Raw genomic sequence first — 25,483 nt, 5'->3', positions numbered from 1 at the left:
GCCGCCCGCGCGCGCCGTCGCGCCAGCCCCCGAACGCGCCGTCGCCGTCATAAGGAATCGAACGGCCGCCCGTCGAGCGTGCTGCCCTGCGCGCCGCTCTTGAGGTCGTAGACCTTGCCGGGAAACTGCTCCTCGGGCGCGATGATCTGCCAGCTGGTGGCGTTGTCGGCGACCGGGTCGAACGGCAGCGTGCGCAGGTAGTGCCGGTCGACCAGCTCCTGCAGCGAATCGGGATACCGCCCCAGGTCGCCGTAGAACTGGTCGATCGCGTCGCGCGTGGCGTGCAGGTTCTCGGCCAGGATCTTTTCCTTCGATGCGTCGATCGAGTGGAAATACTGCGGCAGCGCGATGGTCAGCATCAGCGCGATGATCGACAGCACCAGCAGCAGCTCGATCAGCGTGAAGCCGCGGCGCTTGCCGGCGCGGCGCGCCGCCAGGATCGGAAGTCTCGTCGCCATCACCATTTCCGGTAGGGAATGCCGTTCAGGCCGACGCCCGGCGAGAGCGAATACACGTCGTAGACGTCATCGCCCTCCTCCGGCTCGTCGGGTTCGCTCGCGTAGGCGCGCTTGCCCCAGGTATCGGCGGCGTCGAGCTGCGCGTCATGGTTCATCGGGTCGCGCGGCATGCGCCGCAGGAAATAGATCTTGCGGCCCTTCGGGTCGGTCTGGTCCTTCACGCCGTCGACCAGCACGGAAAGCTTCGGCGGATAACCGCTGCCGCCGTTCTCCACCGGCACCCGGCCGTCCTTGCCGGCCAGCTTGTAGGCGTCGAGCGCGGCGCGGATCTCGTGCAGCGCCTCGCGCAGCTCCTGCTCGCGCTCGCGCTGGCGCATCACCTGCGCCACCGGCACGGTCATGCTGGCCAGCACGCCGAGGATCGCCAGCGTGACCAGCAGCTCGATCAGCGTGAAGCCGGCCGCGGCGCGCCGGCCGGCTCCCGACGCGGCCGGCGCGGCGCGGGCGCGGCGCGAGGCCGGCAGCGGGGCCGCTTGCGAGGCCGACTGCGAGGCCTCGCCAGGCACGGGCTTCGGCGCGCGCATCATGGCGTGGCGTTGATGCCGAGCGTGTAGGCGCTCGGCGGCGGCACCGTGATCTGCGTGCCGGTCAGGCTGACCACCGCGCCGGGCTGGATCTTCACCGTGGTCGGCGCGGCCGGCGCGAGCGCCTTGAAGGTCAGCACCGCGTAGGTCCCGGTCGAGGCGCCCCCCATTCCGCCCTGCACCCCATCCGAAAGCTGCACCTGGCCGGGGCTCACGCGGCTCGAGAAGCTGGTCGGCGCGCCGCCCTGCTTGAGGAAGTCGCCCTCGGTCACGCCGACGAACTGCAGCTTGGTCGCGTCGAAGCTGACCGTCGAGGCGGCGCTGGCCACCGGCTGGTCGGCGCTCAGGGTCAGCGAGACCGTCACCGAATCGCCGGTCTTCACCTGCGGCGGGCCGTCCACCGTCATCTGCCCGGTTCCGGGCGTGGGCCCGATGCCGCCCGGCGCGAGCCCGTCGCCGCCGCCGATCAGGCCCACGCCGCCCGAGCCATAGGCGCTGCCGTAGCCGCCGGCGCCGGCCCCGGCGCCCGAGCCGTAACCGCCCGCGCCCGGCTGGCCGCCCGCGCCGAAACGCGAGGTGTCGCCGCCGGCCGACGCGCCGCCGCTGCTCGAGCTGCTGCTGGCCGCCGGCGCGATCCCGTTCGACTGGATCATGCTGCGCATGCTGGTTTCGGTGCCGGAGGTGAAGTAGGCGAGATCCGCGTCGGGCCGGCGAATATTGCGCACCAGGTGCGGCGTGATCGCCAGCACGATCTCGGTGTTCTTGGCCTGGTCGTCGGTGGCGCCGAACAGGCGGCCGAGCACCGGCAACTGGCCGAGGCCGGGCAGCTTGTTGCCCGAGGTGCGCTCCTCGTTGTCGATCAGGCCGGCCAGCACGTCGGTCTCGCCGTTCTTCAACTGCAGCACCGTGCTCGCGGTGCGCGTGCCGATCTGGTAGGCGGCGGTGCCGGTGGTGGTGGTGATGGTGTTGCCCAGGCTGCTGACCTCCAGCGCGAGCTTGATGCCGACCGTGTCGTCGAGATAGACGGTCGGCTCGACGTTCAGCGTCAGGCCGATGTCGAGGTAGTTGACCGACTGCGAGAGGAAGCCCGTCGAGGTGGCGGTCGAGGTGAAGTTCGGCACGCGCTCGCCGATCAGGATCTTGGCCTTCTCGTGGTTGCGCACGCGGATGCGCGGATTGGTCAGCAGCTTGACGGTGGAATCCTGCACGTTGGCGTTGACGGTAGCCTGCAGCGAGGACAAACCGATGGTCCGTACGGTCTGGTGCAGCAGGTCGTTCATGGTCAGCGCCGGGCTCGTGCCGTTCGAGCCGCCGCCGAAACCGCCGCCGAAGCCGCCGCCATAGCCATAGGGGTAATACGGCGTGTTGGTATTGGTGTTCTGCCCCGTGACCGGCGCGATCACGCTGCCCAGCGGCAGCGGCGTGACGTTGACCGAGCCGGGCCAGGCCACCCCGAGGTTCAGCTCGTTGTTGCGCTGCACCTCCAGCACCTCCACCTCCAGCATCACCTCGGGTTCGGGCACGTCCTCCAGCGACACCAGCCGCTCGGCCATGCGGATCGCGTCGGGCGTGTCGCGCACGATCACCATGTTGAGCTTCTCGTCGGCCACCACGTCGCGGACCTTCAGGATCGTCTTGAGCGTGTTGGCGATGGTCTTCGCCTCGGTGTTCGAGAGGAAGAAGGTGCGCACCGCCAGCTCCTGGTAGTCCTTGAGCTTGGCGGGCGTGTTCGGGTAGATCAGCACGGTGTTCTCGTCGAGCACCTGCTGCGCCAGCCCGTTGGTGGCGAGCACGTAGCGCACGGTGGCGTCGATGGTGCTGTTCTTCAGGAAGATGGTGGTGCGCTGGTCGGTCTTCACGTCGCGGTCGAACAGGAAGTTCATGCCCGAGGAGCGCGAGATCACGTCGAAGATCTGCTTGAGCGGCGCGTCGCGGAAGTCGATGCGGATCGGCTTGCGGTAGGCCGCAGCCAGCGCCGCCTCGACGCGCGCCGCGCCCGTCTCGGCCGACAGCCGGCGCTGCAGCTCCAGCGCGCGCCGGTTGGTGGGCGCCTCGGTCAGCACCGCGTCGAGCAGGCGCCGCGCGTCCTCGGGCTGGTGCCGCATGAACAGCGCCTCGGCGCGGCTCAGCGCGATGTTCAGGCGCGCGTCGGCGTCGAGGTTCGAGATGCCCGCCTGGGCCCGCTCGCTGCCGGGGCTCAGCGACAGCGCGTGCTCGTAGGACTTGCGCGCCGCGTCGCGCTGGCCGCCCGCGGCGAGCCGGTCGCCGGCCTCGACCAGGTCGTTGACGGCCTTCTCGCGCTCGGCCAGCCAGGTCTTGCGGTATTCCGCGTCCTCCGGCTCGGCCTTCGCGGCCTCCTTGTACTTGGCGATGCCCTCGTCGACCTTGCCGGCCGCGGTCAGTTTCTGGCCGTCGCGATAGGCCTGCTGCCCGGCGCAGGCGCCCAGCAGCACCGGCAGCGCGACCAGCAGCGTGCCGCGCCGCAGGCGCGGCAGGACGCGCGGCGCGCTCGGGCGGGATCGGGTTCGGTTCGGGGATGGCATACGCAACGTTTCGTTCCTGGTGGCGCGCGGATCAGTCGGCACTGCCGATATCCAGCGTCTGGACTAGTTTCTGGGGCAGATAGACGAGCGTCAGGTTGGGCGGCGCGATCGCATCGACCTTGTAGGTGCCGTCGATCACCATCTGCTCGTGGACGATCAGCGTGTCGTCGCCGCGCGCGAGATAGACCTCCCAATGGCCGTTCGCGAGCTGCTTGCCGAGATAGGTGAAGGGCATCGCCGGCGTGTTCGGCAGCGGCGGCACGTCGACCTGCGCAGGGGCCGCCGAGGGCAGCGGCGGCGCCAGCATCAGCGTGTTGAACAGCGCGTGGGCGCCGGCGTCGCCACGCTCGGCGCGCGCGCGGATCGCCGCGATCGCGACGGTGCCGGGCGCAGCCGCGGCGCCGCGTTCGGCATCGGCGCCGCGCGGCGCGGCTTGCGCGACGCTCGGCTGCGCCGGACGCGGGGTGGCCTCGACCAGTTCGTCGTCGGCGTCGTGGTGCGTGAACACCAGCACCAGCGCGCAGGCCGCGAACAGCGCGGCCATCACGATGTGCTTGGGCTGCGGCTTCTTCATGGCGCGCCTCCCTCGAGCGGCACGGCGCCGGCCGAGGCGGGCGCGGCGCCGGCCGGCGAGACGATCGCGATCTCGGTGAAGCGGCGCGTCGAGCCGCCGGGCTGGGCGCTCAGGTCGATCACATGCACCGGCGCGGCGGCCGAGGCAGGGATGGCGCCCGCCTCGGGCGTCGAATCGGTGGGCCGGGATGGCGCTTCGATGGCACGCGTGGGCGATGAACCGGAAGCGGCGGCCGGGCGAGCCGCGACGGCGGAAGCGGGTTTTGCTTCCTGGGAATGGGTCGATGGAGCCGATGCGGTAGCGGCGGCCAGGGCTGCCATGCGTGCCGAGCCGCCGAGTGTCGCCTTGGCCTGATCCGCGTGCGGCGTCGCCGATTCGGCGGCCAGGGCCGCCATGCGTGCCGAGCCGCCTAGCGTCGCCTTCGCCTGATCCGCGCGCGGCGCCGTCGACTCGGCGGCCAAGGCCGCCATGCGCGCCGAGCCACCGAGTGTCGCCTTAGCCTGATCCGCATGCGGCGTCGCCGACTCGGCGGCCAAGGCCGCCATCCGTGCCGAGCCGCCTGGCGTCGCCTTCGCCTGATCCGCATGCGGCGTCGCCGACTCGGCGGCCAAGGCCGCCATCCGTGCCGAGCCGCCTGGCGTCGCCTTCGCCTCGGCCGTCTGCGGAATCGCCGAGCCAGCCGCCTTCGCGTTTTCCGGCTTCGCAATCACACCAGGAGCCGAAGCGGCCAATGGCCTCGTCGCCGCGCGCTTCGCCACAGCGCCGCGAGCCGGTGCCGCCACCGGAACCGGCATCGCGATGCCGGCCGCGCCGGGTGCCGGCGCCGCGCGAACTGCCGTCGACGGCGCCACGGGTTTCGTGTCGCGCGCGACGGCGGCGTGAACCGCCGGCACCGCCGGAGATGCCGTCTCACCACGCTCGCCCGGCTGCCGCGCCACGCGCGTTGCCGTCGCGGCGGGCGCCGCCGCAGCCGGCTTCGCCGTCGCCAGCGCCGGCAGCGTCACCGGCGACTTCGGCACCGACGTCACCGCGCTCACCGGCTTGGCTGCCGTCGCCTCGCCATGCGCCTGCGCATTCACCGGCACCACCGCCAGCGGATGCGGGCTCACCGCGCCCGAGCTCGGCAGCGGCACGAAACCGTCACCGGATGCCAGCGCACGCCGAGTCGTGTCGATCGTTGACGCGGCTTGCGGCATCGCTGCCGCCGACTTCGCCGCGACCGCCGAAACCGCAACCGCCGCCCCGCTCGCAGAAACAGCGCTTGCCGCCGCCACCCCACTCGCAGGCACACCGGCCACCGCCGTCGCCGAGGCGCCCGAAGCCGCCCCCGCCGCCTCGATCGCCGCCACCTCCGACGCGCTCAGCGGCGCGATCGTCACCGGTCGCAGGAAAGCCGTGAAGCGCAGGCTCGCCTCGACGCCCGCGTCGTTGGCCGAGCCGCGCTTGAAGCGCATGTCGTCGAGCGCCGCGTAGGGCACGGCCAGCAGCACCTTCTCGCTGAACAGCCGCAGCTTCGCGTAATCGCCCTTCACCGGCAGCACGATGGTGTAGGTATCGAAGCGCCCGGGCGTGTCGTGCCCCGGCTTGTACTCGGCCTTGTCGAGCGTGACGCCGGCCGCGGCCGCGGCCTCGAACAGGCGCGTCACGATCTCGCCGGTGTGCGCCGAATCGCCGAGCCCGCGATAGAAGCCGGCCAGCCGATCGGCGGCCAGCTCGGGCGCCGAGATCACCGGTCTGGGCGGCGGCAGCGTGGCCAGGCGCGCCGCCGAGCGCGTCTCGTCCTCGACGCGCGCGGCCATGCCGGGCAGCACGCCGAGCCACAGCAGCGCGGCGCAGACCAGTGCCGCGCCGGCCGCCAAAGGGCCGGTGCCGAAGCGCGCCAGCGCGAGGCGCAGCCGCAGCAGGCCGCGCGCGAGGGATTGCAGGTTCACGAACCGCTCCCCCGCCATTGCACCTCGACCTGGAACCGCAGCACCGGGTCCATGCCGTCCTTCACGAGCTCGTGCCGGGTCAGCGTCACGCGGCCCAGCAGGGGCTGCCTGCCGAGCGCGGCCAGGTAGTCGAGCAGGTCCTGGCTGCCCGCGCATTCGGCCTCGATGCGGATCAGCGCGCGCGCCGGCTCGGGGGTGATGGTCATCAGCGCGATCTGCGCCGGGGTGGCCGCCTCGATCGAGTCGAGCAGCGCGTCCCAGGGCAGGTTCAGGCGCGCCACCGCCAGGTTGACGGCCGCCGCCTGCCTGGCGTCGACCGGTTCGCGGTGCACGCGCTGCGCCGCGCGCAGGATCCGCTCGTTGCGCTCGACGATGCGCGCGGTCTGCGCGTCGAGCGCCTGCAGCCTGACGATCAGCGTCTGCGCGCGCCACGCGGCCACGCCGCACAGCAGCAGGCCGACCAGCGCGAGCATGCGCGCGGACGGACGAATCCGGTGCCACTCGCGCCGCAGGCTGAAGGGCGCGAGATCGATGGGCAGGCTTCTCATTGCGCGGTGCCGCTCCATGCCAGCGGCGCGGCGGGCTCGGCCAGCGGGCCGCCGCCGACGCTCGCGCGCTCGGCCGATTCGGCCCAGCGCACCGTGAGCCCGGGCTCGGTGAAGTCGGTGGCGCCCGGCAGCCAGGGCTCGCAGCGCGGGCCGTGCAGCAGCAGCGCGGCGGGCGCGGGCAGGTTGTCGAGCAGGGCCATGCGCGCGACCTGCTGGCGCAGCCAGCCCAGCGAGGGCGCGGGCTCCGGCAGCGCCAGCGTGCGCACCGCCGCCAGCCGCGCGCGCGGCGCGGCGCCGATCAGGCCCAGGGTCAGCGCGCGCTCGCCGCGCGTGGCCAGCCAGGTGCCGGCGTCGAGCTCGCGGCGCGAGCGGTTCCAGGCCGCGACGAACTCCGGCATCGCCGACACCAGGCAACCGCGCGCGGCCGCCACGCCCGCGTGCAGCGCGCCCGCCCAGGCGCGCGACACGGCGCAGGCGAGGAACGGCTCGGCGGCCTGCCAGTCGGCCAGGATCTGCCAGCGGGCCGGATCGTCGCCGTACAGCATCTGCAGGCGCACCTCGGCCGCCGCGCGCAGGTCCTGCAGGCGGCGGCTGTTGTCGGCCGGGGTGACGATGAAATAGCGCGCCAGCTCGTCGGCGAAGCTCGCGTGCACGGGCAGGCCGTGGCCGCCCGATTCCTCCAGCGCGGCGCCGATGGCGGCCGCCAGCACCTCGGGCGCACCCGCCTCCGGCAGCGGCCGTTCGACGAACAGCGCCGGCACCTTGCGCGAGGCGCCCACGCGCCGCACCGTCACCGTGGTGCGCGACAGCGCGAGCCGGCAGTGTCCACGCGGCGCGAGCCGCTTCATCCAGCGTTCAAGCATTGAGGGTCACCCGCTTCACTTCGGCCAGCGTGGTCTCGCCGCGCCTCACCAGGCCCAGCGCGACCTCGCGCAACTGCCGCGTGCCGTTGCGGCGCGCGGCTTCCTTGATCACGCGGATCGGCTGCTTCTCCACCACCAGGTCGCGAATCTCGTCGTCGAGGATCAGGATCTCGGCGATCGCGCGCCGGCCGCGATAGCCGGTGCCGCGGCAGTCGCCGCAGCCGGTGCCCTGGCGGAAGTCGTAGCCGGCGGTGGCCTCGCGCGACAGGCCGAGCCGCGCCAGCTCGGCGTCGCTCGGCTGGTAGGGCGCCGCGCACCGCGGGCAGTTCACGCGCAGCAGCCGCTGCGCCCAGATCCCGTTGAGCGCCGAGACGAAGGCATAGGGATCGATGCCCATGTGGCCGAAGCGGCCGAACACGTCGAACACGTTGTTGGCGTGCACCGTGGTCAGCACCAGGTGGCCCGTGAGCGCCGACTGCACGGCGATCTCGGCGGTCTCGCGATCGCGGATCTCGCCCACCATGATCTTGTCCGGGTCGTGGCGCAGGATCGAGCGCAGCCCACGCGCGAAGGTCAGCCCCTTCTTCTCGTTGACGGGAATCTGCAGGATGCCGGGCAACTGGTACTCGACCGGGTCCTCGATGGTGATGATCTTGTCGCGGCCGTTGTGGATCTCGGTGAGCGCGGCGTACAGCGTGGTGGTCTTGCCCGAGCCGGTCGGCCCGGTCACCAGCAGCATGCCGTAGGGCTCCTCGGCCAGCGCGCGCAGCGCCACCAGCGAATCGGCGTCGTAGCCGAGCGCCTCCAGCGTGAGCGAGCCATAGGCCTCGATCATGGCGCGCTTGTCGAGGATCCGGATCACCGCGTCCTCGCCGTGGATGCTCGGCATGATCGACACCCGCAGGTCGATGTCGCGCCCGCCCGCGGCGACGCGGAAGCTGCCGTCCTGCGGCACGCGGCGCTCTGCGATGTCGAGCTCGGCCAGCACCTTCAGGCGCGAGATCACCTGCTCGGCGGTTTCCACGCCGTGCAGGGTGGCGGCCGCGTCGAGCACGCCGTCCACGCGGTACTTCAGCGCCAGGCCGGTGGCGGTGCTCTCCAGGTGGATGTCGGAGGCGCCGGCCTTGAGCGCGTCGTAGAGCGTGGAGTTGACCAGCTTCACCGCCGGGCTGGCCGCCTCGTTGACGCTCTGGAACGACAGCACCTGGGTGGCGCGGCCGTCGGCCTGCAGGCCGTCGCCGGTGCTCACCAGGCTGTCGACCGCGCGCGCCGATTCCTCCAGGCGCGTGTGATAGGCGGCGAGGTCGCCCGGCAGCGCGAGCCGCATCTCGACGGCGGCGCCGGCCTGGGCGCCGAGCCAGGTCTGCAGGTCCAGGTCGAAGGGGCTGGTGACCACCCCCACCAGCGCGCCGCCGGGTTCGCGCAGCAGCGCGCAGCGGCGCTGCATGGCGCGCGACAGCGGCACGCGCTCGAACACCGGCTCGAGCGCCAGCATGCCGGCCGTCTCCAGCACCGGCATCGCCGTCTGGCGCGCCAGCGCGCGCAGCAGCTCGATGGGCTCGGCGCCGGTCAGCGCCTGCAGTTCCTCGACCAGGTGCCGCTGGGTGGCGGCCGCGCTCGCGCGGGCGCGTGCCAGCAGTTCGGCGTCGAAGGGCATGGCGTCGAGCGGCAGCGCCTCGCCCGGCGCGGTTTCGAGATGCATCACGACAGGCTCCCCGCGAGATCGAAGATAGGCATGTAGAGCAACACGACGATGGTGCCCACCACCACGCCGATCGCCGACATCAGCAGCGGCTCGAACATGCGCGTGAAGCGGTCGATCCAGCGGCTGATCTCGCCGTCGTAGAAGGCGGCCGACTGCGTGAGCATGGCGCCGAGTTCGCCCGAGCGCTCGCCCACCCGCAGCATGCGCAGCGAGATCGGGGTGGTCAGCTGGCGGGCCTGGAACGCGCCCGACAGGGGCTCGCCCGACTGCACGGCCGAGCGCGCCAGCAGCAGCGCGTCGCGCATCGACGGCGAGACCGTGCCGCAGGCGGTCTCCATCGCCGCCACGATCGGGATGCCGCCCTCGAGCAGCATGCCCAGCGTCAGGTACAGGCGCGAGAGCTGGTAGATGCGCAGGTGCGGCCCGAGCAGCGGCACGCGCGAGAGCAGGCTGACCAGGCCGACGCGCTCGATGGTGGCGCGCACCCCGAGGAAGATCGCGGCCACGCCGGCGAGCGCGGCCAGCGCCAGCGGCAGGCCGTGCGCGCTGGCGAACTTGCCCCAGTCGAGCAGCATCTGCGACATCCACGGCAGGGCGCGGCCGGTGCCTTCGTAGATGGTCGCGAAGCGCGGCACCACGTAGGTGATCAGGAAGGTCGACACGCCGCCGCCCACCACCAGCAGGATCGACGGATAGATCGCCGAGCTGACCAGCTTGTTGCGCACCGTGTCGATGCGCTCCTGGTAGTCGACGTAGCGCTGCAGCGCGCGCGGCAGGTCGCTGGTGCCCTCGGCCGCGCGCACGATGCCGACGTAGAGCGGCGGGAACACATCGGGCTGCTCGCCGAGCAGGCTGGAGAAGCGCTTGCCCTCGCGCAGCCCGGCCAGGATCCGCTCCAGCACGCCGCGCAGCCGCGCGCCGCCCTCGCGTTCGAGCAGGGCCTCGAGGCCCTCGACGATCGACAGGCCGGCCTTGAGCAGGGCCAGCAGTTCCTGGCTGAACAGCACCAGCGAGATCCGGCCGCGCCCGCCCGCCGGGCGGCCCAGCGCGCGCGCCGGCGCCACGCGCGTGACATGCAGCCCGCGCGCCTCGACGTGGGCGCGCGCGCCGGCCTCGTCCTGGGCGTCGACGACGAGGGCGATGATCCGGTTCTCCGGCGAAAGCGCTCTGACTTCAAATTGCATGGTGCTGGGTTCCCGCTGCTGCTTGTTGCTGCCTGTTGCTGCTTGCTGTTGCCGCTCGCTGCATGGCCTTGCGTCCGCCGCCCGCCCGGGGCGGGCACAGGCGCAAGGCGATGCCGGGTCCGCTCGCGCGGACCCGGGCATGGCGTCATTCGCTGCTGATGTCGGCGTCCTCGCCGGCGCCGCCCGGTTGCCCGTCGCGGCCGTAGGAGATCACCGCGTAGTCGCCCTTGGTGCCGGGCACCTGGTAGACGTAGGGGTGGCCCCAGGGATCGAGCGGCACTTCCTTCTTCAGGTAGGGGCCGTTCCACTTGTCGGCGCTGGCGGGCTTGACCACCAGCGACTGCAGCCCTTCCTCGGCGGTCGGGAAGCGGCCGACGTCGATCCGGTAGTTGTCGATCGCCTTGGTCAGCACGTCGATCTGGGCGCGGGCCACCGTCACCTGCGACTTGCCGAGCTGCGCGAAGTAGCGCGGCCCGACGATGGCCGCCAGCATGCCGATGATGACCAGCACCACCAGCAGTTCGAGCAGCGTGAAGCCGCGCGCGCGGCGGCGGATTGCGAGCCGTGGCCGGCCTGCGCCGCTCGCCTGGACCGGGGTCCGGTTCATCATCGATCACCCTTCGAAAAAGTTGAGCGGGCGCCCCTACCGCGGGCGCCCGGATTTGCCTGGCCAGTGCCTTGCGGCATCAGCCGCCGGCCGTCAGTAGCCGATCCCGAGCACGATGTGCTCCGGCACCGGCACCTGGATCGTCGAGCTCTGGTTGTTCACGTCGTCGAAGGCATAGCCATAGGCCAGGCCGCTCACGCCGTGGTCATGCCAGAACCGCGCGTACTCGTTGTAAGGCGAGGCCGCGTAGTACGCCGAGGGCACGTTCCACTTGCTCGCGTCGCCCATCACGTGACGGTTGATCGCCGCGCACAGCTGCGCCTCGATCTGCTGCTGCGTCGCATCGCCGTCGAGGAACACGTCGTTGCAAAGCAGCACCGCCTGCGTGCTCGGCTTGTTCACGGCATAGGTGCTGCCGGCGAACTGGCCGTTGTGCTGATCGATCTCCTTGAACACCAGTTGCGTGCCCGAGGTGCGGCCGACGAAGGCACGCGCCCCCGCCACTACCGGCAGGTCGTTCGAGGCGTAGAACGTCCACATGTCGTTGACGTAGCCGTCGAAGTAGTTGCCGTTCACCTTGCCGACCGCGAACGAGTCGTGGGCCGGCGCCATGATCCGGAAGTTCGACGGGACCGACGGCTGGAAGGCCGTCGAGACTTCACGCGTGTAGGCCTGGAACAGATCGGCGCGACGCTGCGTGATGCCGGTGCGCTGGTGCACCGTGCCGTTCGCCGAGTAGACGTCCTGCGTGAGCGGGAAGCCGAACTCGTCGACCTGCGTGGTGTTGATCCACAGACCGTTGCCGCCGTAGGCGAACTCGTACCAGTCGAACGGGATGCCGAGGCTCGGGTCCGTGCCGTTGTTCGGATCGGGCGGCGCGAAACCGATGCTGCCGTCCGCGGCCTGGTTGATCTTGATGTACAGCGGACTGCCCAGCGACACGAAGATCCGGCCGGAGAACATCGGCGGCAACTGCAGCGTCTTGCTCTGCGCGAGCGTGAAGAAGTAGTTGCTGTAGTTCTGGCCGTTCGGTGCCGTCAGGTGGTTCGGCGCATCGTTGTCGGCCACCGACGAGGCGACGATCGTGCCGTCCGGCTTGAGCCAGGCGAACTGGCCGGTCGCCGGGTCGCGCGCGATCACCGCCACGTACACCTGGTCGTCGGTGTAGGCGCCCTGCGTGTTGTTCTGCAGGTCCACGCCGATCAGGCCGGGGGTGACGGTGTACTTCGGTACCGTCGTGTCGACCGTCAGCGTGGCGCTGTTCGACGTCAGGACCGTCCCGTCCGGGCCGGTCACCGCCACGCTGTACTGCTTGCCGCTGTCGCCGGCCGCCGCGGCGGCCGTGTCGTAGATGCGGCTGGTCGCGCCGGCGATCGGCTTGCCGCCGAGCTGCCACTGGTACGTGTACGGCCCCGTACCCGACATCATCACCGCGAAGTGGCCGGGCTGGCCCACCGGTACCGCCTGGTTGGCCGGCTGCTCGACGAACGGGCTGGCCGGTTGCTGCGTGCCGGTGTCGCCACCGCTGCCGGTGCTGCCCGAACCGGAACCCGTGCTGCCGGAGCCTGTGCCGGTGCTGCCCGAGCCCGTGCCTGCCGCCTTCGACGGGTCGTTGTACACCGCGAACTCGAACAGCGAGTAGCCGTAGCCGGTCGCGCGCTGCTGCCCTTGCAGGCGGATGTAGCGCGCGGTCGTGGTGTTGAACGACAGGTCGTCGATGCCGCCCTTGCCGTTGGCCTGGGTATAGACGGTATTCGACCAGTCGACGTTGTCGTGCGAGGCCTGGATCAGGAACTGCTTGCCGTAGGCGTTCTCCCAGTTGATCACCACCCGGTTGAAGGCGGTTTCCTTGCCGAGGTCGACGGTGAGCCACGCGTCGTCGGCGAAATTCGACGAGAAACGCGTGTTCAGGTTGCCGTCCACCGCATTGGAAGCCGGATAGCCGTCACCTTCCAGGCCGCTGGCCGTGGCCTTGGTGCCGAGCGCCAGGTTCACCGCCGCTGCCGCCTGGCCGAAGGTCACGTTGATGCTGTGCGGGGCCAGCACGTCGTCGAAGGTGTAGTGATCGACGATGCCGATGTCCTTGCCGTCGACCTGCACGCCCGTCACGGCGCCGCCGGCGGCCGGAACGAACTGGTAGGTCTGCACGCCGCCCTGCAGCACCGAGGTGCTGCCCGTCGGCGTGAGCGTGCCCGCGCCGCTGGAGGTGGCCGTGATCGGGAAGGCCGGGGTGTTCGCGGTGTTGTAGACCTCGAACTCGAACAGCGAGTAGCCGTACTGCGTGGCCCGCTTGGTACCGAGCATGCGCACGTAGCGCGCCTGCACCGGCGCCGGGAAGCGCAGGTCCTCGGTGCCGCCCGTGTCGCCCGTCTTGGTCACCGCGTCGTTCCACTGGTCGTTGTCGGTCGAGGTCTGGATCTTGTAGTCCACCCCGTACGAGTCCTGCCAGCGCAGCACCACGCGGTCGACGGTCTGCACCGTGCCGAGGTCGATGGTGATCGACTGCGGATCGGAGAAGGCCGAGGACCAGCGCGAATTCAGGCTGCCGTCCGTTGCATTGGACGGGCCGTAGCCGTCGTTCTCGTTGCCGGTCGAGACGGCCGGCTTGCCGAGCGCCAGGTTCGCGCTCGGGGTTTGCGGCTGCGTGTTGCCGCCGCCGCCGTTGTCTCCACCATTGCCACCGTTGTTGCCGTTACCGCCGTTGCCACCATTGCCGCCGTTGCCGGCAGTGGCGGGCACCACCGTCAGCAGGGCTTGCGCGCTGCTCACCGTGCCGCCGGCGTTGCTGACGTCGACCGTGTAGATCGCGCCGTTGTCGTTCGCCACCGTGAGGGCCGGCGTGGTGTACGACGGGATGGTGGTGATCGCGACCAGCTGGCCGTTGCGCTTCCACTGGTAGTCGAGCGGGCCGGTGCCCGTGACGGCCACCGTGAAGCGCGCGCCCTGGCCTTCGCTGGCGGTGGTCGCCACCGGCGGCGTGACGATCACCGGTGCCGGCGAGGTGGTGCCGGACACGCACATCACCCAGCCCGGCGTGTTGTTGATGATGCCCGCCCAGGACTTGCCCGAGGATTCGACGAACCAGGCGTTGTTGTCGATGTTCGGCACCGGCGTCGTGGTCCAGGTGCGCCACGGCGACGGGAACGCGCAGGACGCGTAGTTGGCGCGCGCGATCGTCATCGCCTCGTTGAGCGTCGGGATGCGCATGCCGATCGACTTGCAGTACTGGTCGGCGATCTGCTGCGTGAACTGCGCCCCGTCGGCCGCGAAGGTGGTGTACGTCTGCTGCCAGGTCAGGCCGCTGACGTTGTCCTTCACGGTCGGCACGAACGGGCCGGACGGCAGGCCCGGGATGGTCGACTGCCAGGTGCCCGGTTGCGCGGGGATCGGCGTGTAGCGCTCGGTGGCGCTGTTGGCCGAGCACTGCGGCGCGTCCAGCACCTGGAACTCGAACAGCGAGTAGCCATACTGCGTGGCGCGCTTGGTGCCCAGCATGCGCACGTAGCGCGCCGACTGGCTGGCGAAGAACTGCGTCTCGGTGCCGCCCGCGCCGGTGACCGGCGCGGTGGTGCCGCCGGCGCCATCGGGCTGGCCGTTCGGGAACACCGTGTTCCAGGTCTTCTCGTCGTTCGACACCTGGATGTCGTACTGCGAGGCGTAGGCGTTTTCCCAGATCAGCACGACCTTGTTGAAGGTCTTCACCGAGCCGAGGTCGACCTCGAGCCAGGACGGATCGACTTCCGGCGCCGAGGACCAGCGCGTGGTGGTCGAGCCGTCGATCGCGTTGGCGGCCATCAGCCCGCCGTTCTGGTCGCTGCTCGACTTGGCCAGCGCGCCGAGCGCGAGGTTGGAGGCGTCGGTGCCGCTCACGGTCAGCGTCGCGGTGCGGCTGCTGACGTTGCCGGCCGTGTTGGTGACGGTCACCACGTAGCTGCCGGCGTCGCTCGACTGGGCCTGCGAGATCAGCAGGCTCGGTTCGTTGTCGCCGACCGGCTGGCCGTTGTGGGTCCACTGGTAGCTGAGCGGGTTCGAACCCGTGGCGCTCACGCTGAAGGTCGCGCTCTGGCCGAACGGCACGCTCTGGTCGGCGAGGTCCGAGACGATCACCGGCGGCGTCGCCACGTTGACCGTCAGGGCCACCTGGTCCGAGGTGATCACGCCGGCGCTGTTCTTCACCATCACGCTATAGAGCGAACCGCTGTCGGTGGTCTGCATCACCGGCGTGTCGTACACCGGCGAGGTCGCGCCATCGATCGGCTGGTTGTTCCTCAGCCATTGGTAGGTCAGCACCGGCGAGCCCGATGCCTGCACCGTGAACTCGGCGCTCTGGCCCGCGGTGATGTTCTTCGCGAGCGGTTGCAGCTGGATCGTCGGCGCCTGCGGCTGCACCAGCGAGACCACGGCATTGCGCGAATCGAGCTTGCCGATGCTGTTGCTGACCTCGACGCTGAAGCTGGCGTGGTCGTCGCCCTGTTGCAGTGCCGGCGTGGTGTAGCTGTACGCGTTGGCGCCCGCGATCGGCTGGCCGTTCTTGAACCACTGATAGCCGATCGGCGTCGCGCCGGCGGTCAGCACCGTGAAGGTGCCGCTCTGGCCCAGCGTGACGATCTGGTCGCTCGGCTGGGTCAGGATCTGCGGCGCGGTCTGCTGCTGCGGGCCGACGTTCATGTCGGTGCCGTCGAACGGCTGCGTGTCGGCCAGCGGCACCGGCTGCACCACGAACGAGGCGTTCGCGCTGGCCAGGCCCGGCGACGAGACCGTGACGTTGACGGTGCCCGGCTGGAACTGCGTGCGCACCGCGATCTTCGCCATGCCGCCTTCGGCCAGCAGGTTCGGGTCGCCCGGCGCGTGCCAGCCTTGCGGCTGCGAGTGGTCGACGTAGTGGTCCGTGCCGCCGCGATAGGTGCCCGGGCCGCTGACGGCGAAGGTCAGCGTCTGGCCGGCGTCCGGCACCAGGTTGCCCTGGGCGTCCACCACCTTGGCCGTCAGCGTGGCCGCGTCGGTACCGTTGGCGGTCAGCACGAAGGTGTCGCCGTCCGGCTTGGTGATCTGCGGATCGACCGTCAGCAGCAGGTGGTCGGCGGGGCCGGCCGTGACCAGCGTGTCGGTGGCGGCGACCTGCAGGTCGTCGTTCAGGCACTCGGCCACCAGCGTGCCCGGCTGGAACGGGATGTTGTCCCAATGGACCTGGCCCGGCAGCAGCGTGGTGTTCTGCGTGATGTCGGCCGAGGGATCCTGGTTGACCGGGTTCGGCGCCTGGGCCGGACCGACGATCTGGCCGTTCAGGCGCAGTTGCACCGAGTGGCAGTTGCTGAACGCGTTGACGCGCACGTTGCCGGTGGTGTTGCGGTTCCAGGTGTTCGCCAGCTTGACCACCGGCTTGATCTGGTTCGGCGTCCAGAGCGCCTGGTAGATGTAGTACAGCAGGCGCGGGAAGCGGTTCGCGTCCATCATCGACGCGCCGTTCGAACGCACGTTGGTGTTCAGCGTGCCGTCGGTCTGCGTGTTGATTTCACCCGGCGTATCGGCGAGGTACCAGTGCGCCATGCCGAACGACTTGCCGGCCACGCTGTGCACCCAGTCGCGGATGTAGGACGCGGCGAACTGGATCTCGAAGTCGTACTTCCAGCGGCCCAGGCCGTCGCCCCAGTATTCCGAGCCATAGGCCGGCACGCCCGGGTTGCTCTGCTTGACGCCGACGTCGCAGCCCTGGCCCGAGCAGCCGAGGATGTCGCCGTTGGCGGGATCCGGCGTGCGGTCCGCCTGGGCGCGCGTGTTGATGAAGTCCCAGGTGCGCGAGATCTGCTTGAGCTGCTTGGCGATGCTGGTGTCCATCTTGCCGTTGTTCGCCTCCCAGGCGAGCACCGAGGGATGGTTGCGATCATGGATGATCATGTCGCGGTGCAGCTCTTCCTTGAGCGTGATGTTGTCGGCCGACACGCAATTGCCCGTGACCGTGCCGCTGCAGATCGCGCTGAAGCCGTTCTCGCCGTCGCCGCTGGGCTGCAGCATCATGATGCCGTAGGCGTCGGCGGCGTCGAGCCACTCGCGGCCCTGGCTCGAGTGGCCGGGGCGATAGGAGCTGCCGCCCGCCTGCGCGAGCAGCGAGAGATCCTGCCATTGCAGGTTCGGCGGCACGGCCGAGCCGAGCGCCGGATAGTCGTAACGGCCCGAGGCACCCCACAGGAAGTGCGGGTGGCCGTTGATGACCGGGAAGTTCTGGTTCCAGGTGATGGTGCGGATGCCCAGCGGGCTCTCCTTGGTGTCCACCACCACGCCGTTCACGCTGACCGAATGGATCACGTGATACATGTACGGATGACCGTAGATGCTGTTGTTCGGGTACCAGAGATGCGGGTTGCTCACCGTCAGGATCTGGTCGAACAGGGCGGGCGCGAGCGGCCCGGTACTGTTCGCCGGCAGCGTGCGCGTGTCCTGCGCGGTGGCCACCACCGCGCCCGAGGCGTCGACGATCTGGGTGGTCAGCGTGACCGGCTGGTCGGACGAATACTCGTTCAGGACGTTGGTCTGCACCCGGATGGTTGCGGACGCATCGTTCGCCGTGACGGTCGCCACGTAGGTGCCCCAGGTATTGAGCACCGCGTACACGTTCTCGGGAATGTGGATCCGGTCGGTGATGTCCATCCAGACCGGGCGGAAGATGCCCGTGTCGTCCTGGCCGAAGCGGAACGCGCCCGAGAAGCTCGGCGACTCGAAGAACTTGTCGCCGCGCGAGACCTTCACCGCCAGCACGTTGTCGAAGGGCTGGCCGTTGGCGTCCTTGAACTGCACGTAGGGCGTGATGTCGACCACGAACGGGATGAAGCCGATCACGTGCGTGGCCTGCGCGTTCGCCGCGACCTGGCTGTTGCCCGGGATGAAGTGGCCGTTGATGTAGACCTGCACGCCGGTGTGCGCGCCTTCGAACTCGACCAGGATCTTGCGGTTGAGCTTGTCGGGACCGAACGAGGGATCGAGCGTGAAGTGCTTGCGATACCAGTTGGTATTGCCGGTCAGCTGGCCCTGGCCGCCGCCCGACTCGATGTTGATGAAGGTGTCGTTGTCGGCGGGCGTCTGCGGCACGCCGATCGACTGCCACTTCGAATCGTCGAAGCTCCGATTCATCGAATTCGGGTCATCGGCGTCCTTGATGTATTTCCACGGCGTCGCACCCAGGTTGATCCGGATGTGATTGCTCGGCGGCAGCGGCACCGCTGCGCGCGCATGCATCGCGGATAGCAGGAATAGCCCCCATAACAGGAGCAACAAGCCCGCACCCTGCCAGGCTGGATGCCTAACACTCTTGCGCATGTTGAGTTTCCCAGTTTTGCGTTTTAGGTATGTCTTGCACTCAAGGCTGCGCATCCCGCGCACGCCCCCCAATGCCGTGCAGCGTGGCCCCGGGCCGCCTTCCGGCCGGTCTCGCCCACGCTCCTGATTCATCGCCCGCCCCGTTGGCCTTGCCCCGTTCTTGACGGGGCGCAAACGTTTTACCCGCCAAATAGGGGATGACCCTTACGTGGCATCAGCAGGGGATAACGGCCTGCAAATTCGAAATTGATTAGGTGTAAACCCTTGCAACTAGTAAATTTCAGGAATGAATGCGTAAGCCGCAAAGATCGTGTATCGCGTTGATGGAAATTGCTTTCCAAAGCATTACGAAACACATGCGCGCGCGGTTTTCCGGCCTCACGCGGGCACTCGCGCGAAGGGGAAAACACACGCGATCGCACCCGGCGCCGATCGGTGCGCGCGATCGCGCAAGCACGATGGGCAGCCGCGATCGGCTGGGCGAAACGGCGACAACATCCTGAATACGAAGCTCGCAAGCGTCCCGCCAGGGATGCGTGATGGCATCCGCGGCAGTGTCGTCTGCGGTGTGAATCGAGCCTGCGGCAGTGTCTGGCGTTCTCGTTTGTTTTGCGGCGAGGCCGTGGTGTGCATCGGACCCGATGTGTCGTCCCGATGCTGGCCGTTCGCGTGCACCCCGTGAACGTGATCCCCTGTAGGCGAGGCTTTACATTGCCCGCAGCGTCTCATGAACGAAGGCTTTCAGTCTTTTTACGACGCGAACCCTTCTCTCGCGACGCGAAGCGAGATGGTTGCATAGGGAACGATTGTTTGCGGGGGTGATTCGTTGCCGTCGATCGCTGCACGGCCTGCGCTGTTTTGCCGGCTTGTACCGACCTCGGCGCTCGATGGAGGATTGGCGCGCATCAAACACGCTCATCGCCGTCTCAGCGGGCACCCGTGATTCGCACCTCCGAAAAACGACCCAGTCAGATGAAAATCTTCGCTCGCCTTGTGCTGACACTTCTTCTCACGCTTCCGATCTACGTAGGTGTCACCGCCCTTCCGTGGTTGTCGCATTGGTTCGACAACGGAAACGGATGGGACATCGCCGCGCCGATCTTTCGTGCGCTCGGCTCGTATGGTGGCGAAGCGGATGAGGATTATCTGTATGGCTCGCTGCTCCTGATCAGCTTTTTTCTCGCGTTGATCATTTCAGTCTTGATCGTTGGATGGGCGGACCGCCTCCTTCGTCGCTCATCCAGGAAAAACGTCTGAGCCGATCATCACGAGGCCACGCCTCGGCAACCCCTGCCTTCGGAGTTTCATCGACGCGCCACGAAGCCTTTCCGGTCAAGCCCTTGCGCGCAAGCTGCAGCGCAAAACCAAGGCTGCGCCACCTCAATCAAGCTCGCGCCAGTCCGCCCAAGCTGCAATCCGGCTGCACGGCGTCCCCGCCCCACCCGCGCATTACGCCTCGCCCGCCATCGCCCTCGCGACGAAGCACGCTCCGCCCTTCACTGTCCCCATCCTCCCGACAAACCCCGCCCATTGAGCCGCCCGGCGCGAATGCCGAACATGGAAACCAGCTCAATCACCCCTGGCCCGGCCTCATCGATGGCGAAGCAAGACACCCCGAATCCGTATCGCGACAGCGCGCCGACGCGTCATGTCGAGCGCTTCGTGCGGATCTCCGCGCACTACCTGGGCGCGCCAGGCCTCACGCCGGCCGTGCACGCCCCGCGCTCGACGAGCCCCGGTTCGCGCCATGCGCGCGGCCAGGCCCAACCCAAGCAGGAGGCAAGACGATGAAGGTCACCGCTCTGCAGGACGAATCGCTCGACGCGTTGTGCTGGCGCTACTACGGCAGCACCTCCGGCACGGTCGAGGCGGTGATGGCCGCCAATCCCGGCATCGCCGCGCTCGGCGTGGCGCTGCCGGCCGGCACCGTGGTCGAGATGCCCGCGCCGGTGGCGATCGACCAGGTGCGCCCGCTCCTGCAACTCTTCAACTGAACATGGCGACCACGCATGGCTGAACCGAATATCTCCACCGCCGCCGCGCTGTTCGCCGCGCTCGGCATCGTCGGCATCTCGCCCGGCATCGACGGCGACACGCTGATCGGCGCCTTCGCCGGCGCCGCCCTGGTGGTGGTCACCGCCAAGGATCTCGGCATCGCGCGCCGCGCGGCCTACATGCTGATCTCGCTGGTGATGGGCTACCTGGCCGCGCCCGAGCTGATGAACGTGGTGCCGATCCGCTCGGCCGGCGTCGCCGCGTTCTTCGCCGCGGCGCTGGTGATCACCGTCACGCTCACGCTGATCGAGCGCGTCAAGAGCGCCGACCTGCTGGCCTTCCTGCGCAAGGGGCAATGACATGCACCTGTCCTATGCGCTGGTCGCGTTCGCCGCCCATCTCGCCGTGATCGTGCGCGTGCTGGCCTATCGCCGCAACGGCGCCCGGCACCGCTTCCACGTCGCCTGGGCCGCCTGGGCGATCGTCGCCGTCTCGGGCGGCGCCGGCATCGAACTGCTGCTGCACGCGCGCGCCACCGGCTTCTTCCAGGCCGCGCTCGCCGTGCTGCTGGCCATCCTCGTCCATCTCGCGCGTGGCGACATCGCGCATCTCCTGCGGAGCAAGCAAGCGTGAACGTCCTTCATTTCAACGACTGCGGCGCCGAGGTCGGCCTGCTGCAACAGCGCCTGGTGCGCGCCGGCTACTCGCTCGCCGTCACCCACATCTACGACGAAGCCACCGAGCGCGCCGTGAAGGCGGTGCAGGCCGCCGCCGGCCTGGTGGTCGACGGCATCGCCGGCCCCAAGACCTACAACGCGCTCGCCACCGGCCAGCGCGACCCGCGCGACCTGACCAACGCCGACCTGCTGGCCGCCGCCAACCGGCTCGGCGTGTCGACCGCCTGCGTGCGCGCGGTCAACGAGGTGGAGTCGAATGGCGCGGGCTTCCTCGGCGACGGCCGGCCCAAGATCCTGTTCGAGCGCCACGTGATGTACCGGCAGCTCGTCGCCAACCTCGGCCAGGACGCGGCCAGCGCCGCGGCCGCCGCCAGCCCCGACATCGTCAACCCGAGCGCCGGCGGCTACCAGGGCGGCGCCGCCGAATACGTGCGGCTCGACGCGGCCGCCCGGATCGACGCGCGCTCGGCCTACGAGGCCGCCAGCTGGGGCGCGTTCCAGATCATGGGCTATCACTGGCAGCGGCTCGGCTACGCCAGCGTCGACGATTTCGTGTCGCGCATGGAAACCGGCGAAAGCGCGCAGCTCGACGCCTTCGTGCGCTTCATCCTCGCCGACAAGACCCTGCTCGCGGCGCTGAAGGGCCGCAAATGGGCCGACTTCGCCGCCGCCTACAACGGCCGCGACTACGCGCGCAATCTCTACGACGTGCGGCTCGAGCGCGCCTACCAGAAGTACGCCGGCGCGGACCAGGCGGCTGCATGAGCCTGCCGAGCCTGCCCGGCCTGCGGCTCGGCATCGCGCTGGCCGTGCTGGCCGCGGGCGGCGCCGGCTACGAGTACACGCGCCTGCTGCAGGCGCGCCTGGCCGGCGCGACGGCCGCCGCCAGCCAGGCGCGCCAGGACGCCAACGCGCGCGACGCGCTGATTGCGCGGCTCACCAGCCAGGTACGCGAGCAGGACGCGCAGCGCGTGCAGCTCGAGCGCACGCGCGGCCAGGTCGACGCGCGGCTCGCGTCCTATCAACAGCAACTGCGGAAACTGATCGATGAGAACCAAGCGATTCGCGCCTGGGCCGATACTGCCCTGCCTGACGATGTTGTGCGCCTGCACGCCAGTCCCGCCCTCGCCGGCGCCGACGATTACGCTCAACGCCTGCGCGACGGTGACGCGCTGCACGCTGCCGGCGATGCACCCGCGCAGCAACGGTGAGCTCAGCGACGCGCTGAACCAGGCGCGCGCGGCCTGGGCCAATTGCGCCGCCGAGGTGGACATGGTGGCCACCTGCCAGGCCGGCGTCGGCATCGGCATCGGCGCCAGCGCCGCCGCGCCCGCCATCGCCCCGGGAGTGAGCGCCCATGAATAAGCCCGCCAGCCTGCGCGCCGCGATCCTCGCCGCGGTGCCCGCGCTCGTCGCCACGCCGGACGCCATGCTGATGTCGATCAGCGCCGGCGCGGTGGTCTCGACCGGCGCGCGCAGCGCCTCGTTCGACTACGAATACGACTGCGAGGTCAACCTGTGGGCCACCGCCGCCGATATCGACAACGTGACGATCGCCCTGCTCGAGTGGATCCGCCTGAACGAGCCCGCAATCGTGGCCAATCCCGATCTCTGGCGCACCGGCTTCACCTTCTACGCGAACCTGCTGGCCGACGATCGCGTCAACCTCGACATCAAGCTGAAGCTGTCGGAGAGCGTGATGGTCAGCGTCGGCGCCGACGGCAAGCGTGTCATCCAATACGTGATCGACGCGGATTCGCCATGGCTGCCCTGATCGCCTGAGCGGTCGAACCCCGCCTGTTCCCCGCCTCACCTTCGACGAGCCGCTTCAAGCGGCTCGTTGCGCTTTCTCACCCCAATCTTCCATTCCCCATGTCGTTGCACTCGCAATGACTTATCCGGCATTCGTCCTCGCCTCGTCGAATCCATCCGGACTCCAAACGTACTCGATGCGAACACACATGCCATCGCTCGCCCGGCAAGCGTCACGACGGCAACATGATCGACATGGACGCGAACGAAATTCACCGTAAGGCACGCAACGCGGTACGCAAGGGATCGATCCTCGATGTCGATCATGCGAACGGCCTGTGCCGGGTCGCGATCGGCGAGACCGACGACGACGGCCTGCAGACGAACTGGATCCCCTGGATCGCGGGCACCGCCGGCGCGACGCGCGAATGGCTGCCGCCGACGCGCGGCGAACAGGTGGTGCTGCTCGCACCGATGGGCGATCCGGCACAGGCGGTCGCACTGCGCGGCTTCTACTCCGATGCCGCGCCGCAGCCCGACAACTCGCCCGACACGCATACGCGCGTCTATGCCGACGGCGCGCGCATCAGCTACGACCACGCCGCGCATGCGCTGCTGGCCGAGCTGCCGGCCGGCGCGACGGTGCGCGTCGTCGCGCCGGTGTCGGTGACGATCGAGACCAGGGAGGCCACCGTGAAGGCCGACACGGTCACGCTCGACGCGCAGACCACCACCTGCACCGGCGCGATGACCGTCAAGGGCCCGTTCGTCTTCGAGTCGGGCATGACGGGCAAGGGCGGCACCGACGGCGGCGGCGGCAACGTGATGCGCATCGACGGCTCGGCCGCCTTCACCGGCGACGTGGTCGCCGGCCAGGTCAGCCTGGTCTCGCACACGCACCAGGCACGCGGCGAGAACGCGATCACCAGTCAACCGCTTCCGGGAGGCGCATGAAAGGCATGAACGCGGTCACCGGCCGCTCGATCTCCGGCGCCGACCATCTGGCGCAATCGGTCACGCGAATCCTGATGACGCCGCTGGGCACCTGCCTGCAGCGCCGCAGCTTCGGCTCCGAGCTGCCCGAGCTGGTCGACGCGCCGAACAACGGCGCCACGCGCGTGCGCCTGTACGCCGCGACTGCCACCGCGCTGATGCGCTGGGAACCGCGCCTCACGGTGAGCAGCGTGCAACTGAGCGCCTCGAGCGACGACCCGCTCGACGGCAGCCAGACCCTCGACATCGAGGGCTGGACCGACCAACTCGACGAGGCCGTCACGCTGCGCGTGCCGGTCACGAACGGAGCCCCCGCATGAGAACGACGCCGATCGACCTTTCGCAGTTGCCGGCGCCCGACATCGTCGACACCATCGACTTCGAGACGCTCTACGCCGAGCGCCGCGCGAGCCTGCTCGCGCTCTACCCGGCCGACCAGCAGGCCGAGCTCGCCGCCACGCTGGCGCTCGAATCGGAGCCGCTGGCGCGGCTGCTGCAGGAGAGCGCCTACCGCGAGATGCTGCTGCGCCAACTGGTCAACGACAAGGCGCGCGGCATCCTGCTGGCCTATGCGAGCGGCTCCACGCTCGACCATATCGCCGCGCTGTTCGACGTCGACCGCCTGCAGATCTCGGCGGGCGACCCCGACAACGGCATCGCGCCGACCTACGAGGACGACGACAGCCTGCGCGAGCGCGTGCAGCTCGCGCCGCGCGGCTTCTCGGTGGCCGGCCCCGAGGAGGCCTACGAATTCCATGCGCGCTCGGCCGACGGCCGCGTGCTGTCCGCCTCGGCGAAAAGCCCCAAGCCCTGCGTGATGGTGGTCACCGTGCTGTCGCGAGACGGCGACGGCAGCGCCGATGCGGCCCTGCTCGACGCCGTGCGCGCCGAGCTGGAGGGCAAGCGTCCGCAGGCCGACCAGGTGATCGTGCAGAGCGCCGAGATCGTGCCCTACGCGATCCACGCCACGCTGCGCTTCTTCGCCGGCCCCGATCGCTCGGTGGCGCTGGCCGAGGCGCAGAAACGCGTCACCCAGTTCGCGAGCGACATGCACCGGATCGGCATGGAAGTGACGCTCGACGGCCTCTACGCGGCGATGCGCGTGCCGGGCGTGCAGAAGGTGCTGCTCGACTCGCCCGCCGCGGGCGTGCCGATCACCGCCGGCCAGGCGCCGTATTGCACCGGCATCGAGCTGGTCGATGGCGGAGTGGCCGATGAATAAGCTGCTGCCGCCGAACGCGACCGTGCTCGAGCAGCGCCTGGCCGAGGCCAATGCGCCGCTCGGCGCGATCCCGGTCACGCTCGACACGCTGATGGACCCGGACCGCATCCCGCTCGCCTTCCTGCCGTGGCTGGCCTGGCACATGGGCGTCGAGACCTGGAAGGACTATTGGCCCGAGCAGGTCAAGCGCGCGCGCGTCAAGGCCGCGATCCGCATCGCGCGGATCAAGGGCACGGCGGAAGCGGTGCGCCAGGTATGCGCCTCGTTCGGCGCCAACGTGGTGATGCGCGAGTGGTTCGAGACCGCGCCGCCGGGCCAGCCGGGCACCTTCGAAATCGTGCTGACGGTGGGCGAGCGGGACAACCTGCCCGTCACGGCCGACTACGTGGCCGACATCATCGCCGAGGTCGATCGCGCCAAGCGCGGCAGCGCGCACTACACGCTCACGCAGGGCTTCAGCGCGAGCGGCAGGCAACGCATCGGCGCCGGTGCCCAGGCGGCTCTCTATCGCAGGCTGAACCTCACGGATAACTGAA

24 protein-coding genes are annotated in these 25,483 nt (G+C 69.8%); 13 read left to right on the top strand and 11 right to left on the bottom strand.

Annotated elements, in window-relative coordinates:
- Positions 1-47 precede the first annotated feature (47 nt).
- The 11 genes from FB600_RS19915 to FB600_RS19865 all read right to left on the bottom strand — a co-directional run bounded on the left by FB600_RS19915 (position 48) and on the right by FB600_RS19865 (position 18,227).
- Positions 48-458 carry a type II secretion system protein gene (locus FB600_RS19915; RefSeq protein WP_096750683.1) on the bottom strand — a complete coding sequence of 137 codons (411 nt, stop codon included), beginning with the start codon at positions 456-458 and terminating at the stop codon, positions 48-50.
- Positions 458-1,045 carry a type II secretion system protein gene (locus tag FB600_RS19910; protein WP_096749922.1) on the bottom strand — a complete coding sequence of 196 codons (588 nt, stop codon included), beginning with the start codon at positions 1,043-1,045 and terminating at the stop codon, positions 458-460. The genes FB600_RS19915 and FB600_RS19910 overlap by 1 nt, the downstream gene beginning before the upstream one ends.
- Positions 1,042-3,585, bottom strand: coding sequence for a cohesin domain-containing protein (locus FB600_RS19905; RefSeq protein WP_096749923.1), 2,544 nt, complete (start codon positions 3,583-3,585; stop codon positions 1,042-1,044). The genes FB600_RS19910 and FB600_RS19905 overlap by 4 nt, the downstream gene beginning before the upstream one ends.
- Positions 3,586-3,616: 31 nt before the next feature.
- The gene (locus tag FB600_RS19900; protein WP_096749924.1) at positions 3,617-4,159 is read right to left on the bottom strand and encodes a hypothetical protein; all 543 of its coding nucleotides are present in this window, start codon (positions 4,157-4,159) and stop codon (positions 3,617-3,619) included.
- Complete coding sequence (locus FB600_RS37275) at positions 4,156-6,090, bottom strand: hypothetical protein (protein WP_186467950.1); 1,935 nt, start codon at positions 6,088-6,090, stop codon at positions 4,156-4,158. Before FB600_RS37275 ends, FB600_RS19900 begins: the two co-directional genes overlap by 4 nt.
- Positions 6,087-6,638, bottom strand: a complete 552-nt coding sequence (locus FB600_RS19890; RefSeq protein ID WP_145757250.1) for a pilus assembly protein — start codon at positions 6,636-6,638, stop codon at positions 6,087-6,089. Before FB600_RS19890 ends, FB600_RS37275 begins: the two co-directional genes overlap by 4 nt.
- On the bottom strand, positions 6,635-7,501 hold the full coding sequence (locus FB600_RS19885; protein ID WP_186083039.1) for a hypothetical protein: 867 nt from the start codon (positions 7,499-7,501) through the stop codon (positions 6,635-6,637). The genes FB600_RS19890 and FB600_RS19885 overlap by 4 nt, the downstream gene beginning before the upstream one ends.
- Entirely contained in the window at positions 7,494-9,203 is a 1,710-nt protein-coding gene (locus FB600_RS19880) for a GspE/PulE family protein (RefSeq protein ID WP_098154668.1), read from the bottom strand. Before FB600_RS19880 ends, FB600_RS19885 begins: the two co-directional genes overlap by 8 nt.
- Entirely contained in the window at positions 9,203-10,390 is a 1,188-nt protein-coding gene (locus FB600_RS19875; protein ID WP_145757251.1) for a type II secretion system F family protein, read from the bottom strand. Before FB600_RS19875 ends, FB600_RS19880 begins: the two co-directional genes overlap by 1 nt.
- 145 nt (positions 10,391-10,535) lie before the next feature.
- Positions 10,536-11,000: a type II secretion system major pseudopilin GspG gene (gspG, locus tag FB600_RS19870; protein WP_098154669.1), complete on the bottom strand. Its 465-nt coding sequence runs from the start codon at positions 10,998-11,000 to the stop codon at positions 10,536-10,538.
- Between the two features lie 90 nt (positions 11,001-11,090).
- A complete protein-coding gene (locus tag FB600_RS19865; RefSeq protein WP_261383422.1) occupies positions 11,091-18,227 on the bottom strand; it encodes a beta-1,3-glucanase family protein in 7,137 nt (2,378 codons plus the stop codon).
- A gap of 1,053 nt (positions 18,228-19,280) precedes the next feature.
- Here FB600_RS19865 and FB600_RS19860 point away from each other — a divergent pair.
- The 13 genes from FB600_RS19860 (at position 19,281) to FB600_RS19800 (ending at position 25,482) form a co-directional block, all read left to right on the top strand.
- The gene (locus tag FB600_RS19860) at positions 19,281-19,565 is read left to right on the top strand and encodes a hypothetical protein (RefSeq protein ID WP_047836218.1); all 285 of its coding nucleotides are present in this window, start codon (positions 19,281-19,283) and stop codon (positions 19,563-19,565) included.
- Between the two features lie 339 nt (positions 19,566-19,904).
- Positions 19,905-20,099, top strand: coding sequence for a hypothetical protein (locus FB600_RS19855; protein ID WP_036035325.1), 195 nt, complete (start codon positions 19,905-19,907; stop codon positions 20,097-20,099).
- The gene (locus FB600_RS19850; RefSeq protein WP_013696233.1) at positions 20,096-20,302 is read left to right on the top strand and encodes a tail protein X; all 207 of its coding nucleotides are present in this window, start codon (positions 20,096-20,098) and stop codon (positions 20,300-20,302) included. Before FB600_RS19855 ends, FB600_RS19850 begins: the two co-directional genes overlap by 4 nt.
- Before the next feature lie 15 nt (positions 20,303-20,317).
- Positions 20,318-20,662 carry a putative holin gene (locus FB600_RS19845; protein ID WP_013696232.1) on the top strand — a complete coding sequence of 115 codons (345 nt, stop codon included), beginning with the start codon at positions 20,318-20,320 and terminating at the stop codon, positions 20,660-20,662.
- Between the two features lies 1 nt (position 20,663).
- Positions 20,664-20,936 carry a phage holin family protein gene (locus FB600_RS19840; protein ID WP_013696231.1) on the top strand — a complete coding sequence of 91 codons (273 nt, stop codon included), beginning with the start codon at positions 20,664-20,666 and terminating at the stop codon, positions 20,934-20,936.
- Complete coding sequence (locus FB600_RS19835) at positions 20,933-21,745, top strand: N-acetylmuramidase domain-containing protein (protein ID WP_145757253.1); 813 nt, start codon at positions 20,933-20,935, stop codon at positions 21,743-21,745. The genes FB600_RS19840 and FB600_RS19835 overlap by 4 nt, the downstream gene beginning before the upstream one ends.
- The gene (gene lysB / locus FB600_RS37765; RefSeq protein WP_145757254.1) at positions 21,742-22,191 is read left to right on the top strand and encodes an Rz-like lysis system protein LysB; all 450 of its coding nucleotides are present in this window, start codon (positions 21,742-21,744) and stop codon (positions 22,189-22,191) included. Before FB600_RS19835 ends, lysB begins: the two co-directional genes overlap by 4 nt.
- A complete protein-coding gene (lysC, locus tag FB600_RS37520) occupies positions 22,076-22,345 on the top strand; it encodes an Rz1-like lysis system protein LysC (RefSeq protein WP_227743026.1) in 270 nt (89 codons plus the stop codon). The genes lysB and lysC overlap by 116 nt, the downstream gene beginning before the upstream one ends.
- On the top strand, positions 22,338-22,754 hold the full coding sequence (locus FB600_RS19820) for a phage tail protein (protein WP_013696227.1): 417 nt from the start codon (positions 22,338-22,340) through the stop codon (positions 22,752-22,754). Before lysC ends, FB600_RS19820 begins: the two co-directional genes overlap by 8 nt.
- Positions 22,755-22,987: 233 nt before the next feature.
- Positions 22,988-23,686 (top strand): phage baseplate assembly protein V, encoded by a 699-nt coding sequence (locus FB600_RS19815; protein ID WP_096750684.1) that lies wholly within the window; start codon positions 22,988-22,990, stop codon positions 23,684-23,686.
- Positions 23,683-24,045, top strand: coding sequence for a GPW/gp25 family protein (locus tag FB600_RS19810; RefSeq protein WP_025097764.1), 363 nt, complete (start codon positions 23,683-23,685; stop codon positions 24,043-24,045). Before FB600_RS19815 ends, FB600_RS19810 begins: the two co-directional genes overlap by 4 nt.
- Positions 24,042-24,947, top strand: a complete 906-nt coding sequence (locus tag FB600_RS19805) for a baseplate J/gp47 family protein (protein ID WP_098181416.1) — start codon at positions 24,042-24,044, stop codon at positions 24,945-24,947. The genes FB600_RS19810 and FB600_RS19805 overlap by 4 nt, the downstream gene beginning before the upstream one ends.
- The gene (locus tag FB600_RS19800) at positions 24,925-25,482 is read left to right on the top strand and encodes a phage tail protein I (RefSeq protein WP_096749934.1); all 558 of its coding nucleotides are present in this window, start codon (positions 24,925-24,927) and stop codon (positions 25,480-25,482) included. Before FB600_RS19805 ends, FB600_RS19800 begins: the two co-directional genes overlap by 23 nt.
- The last annotated feature ends 1 nt before the right edge of the window (position 25,483 follow it).

This window comes from Burkholderia sp. SJZ089, from assembly GCF_007828315.1.
Lineage (GTDB): Bacteria > Pseudomonadota > Gammaproteobacteria > Burkholderiales > Burkholderiaceae > Burkholderia > Burkholderia gladioli.
This window is presented reverse-complemented; position numbering and strand designations above follow the sequence as displayed.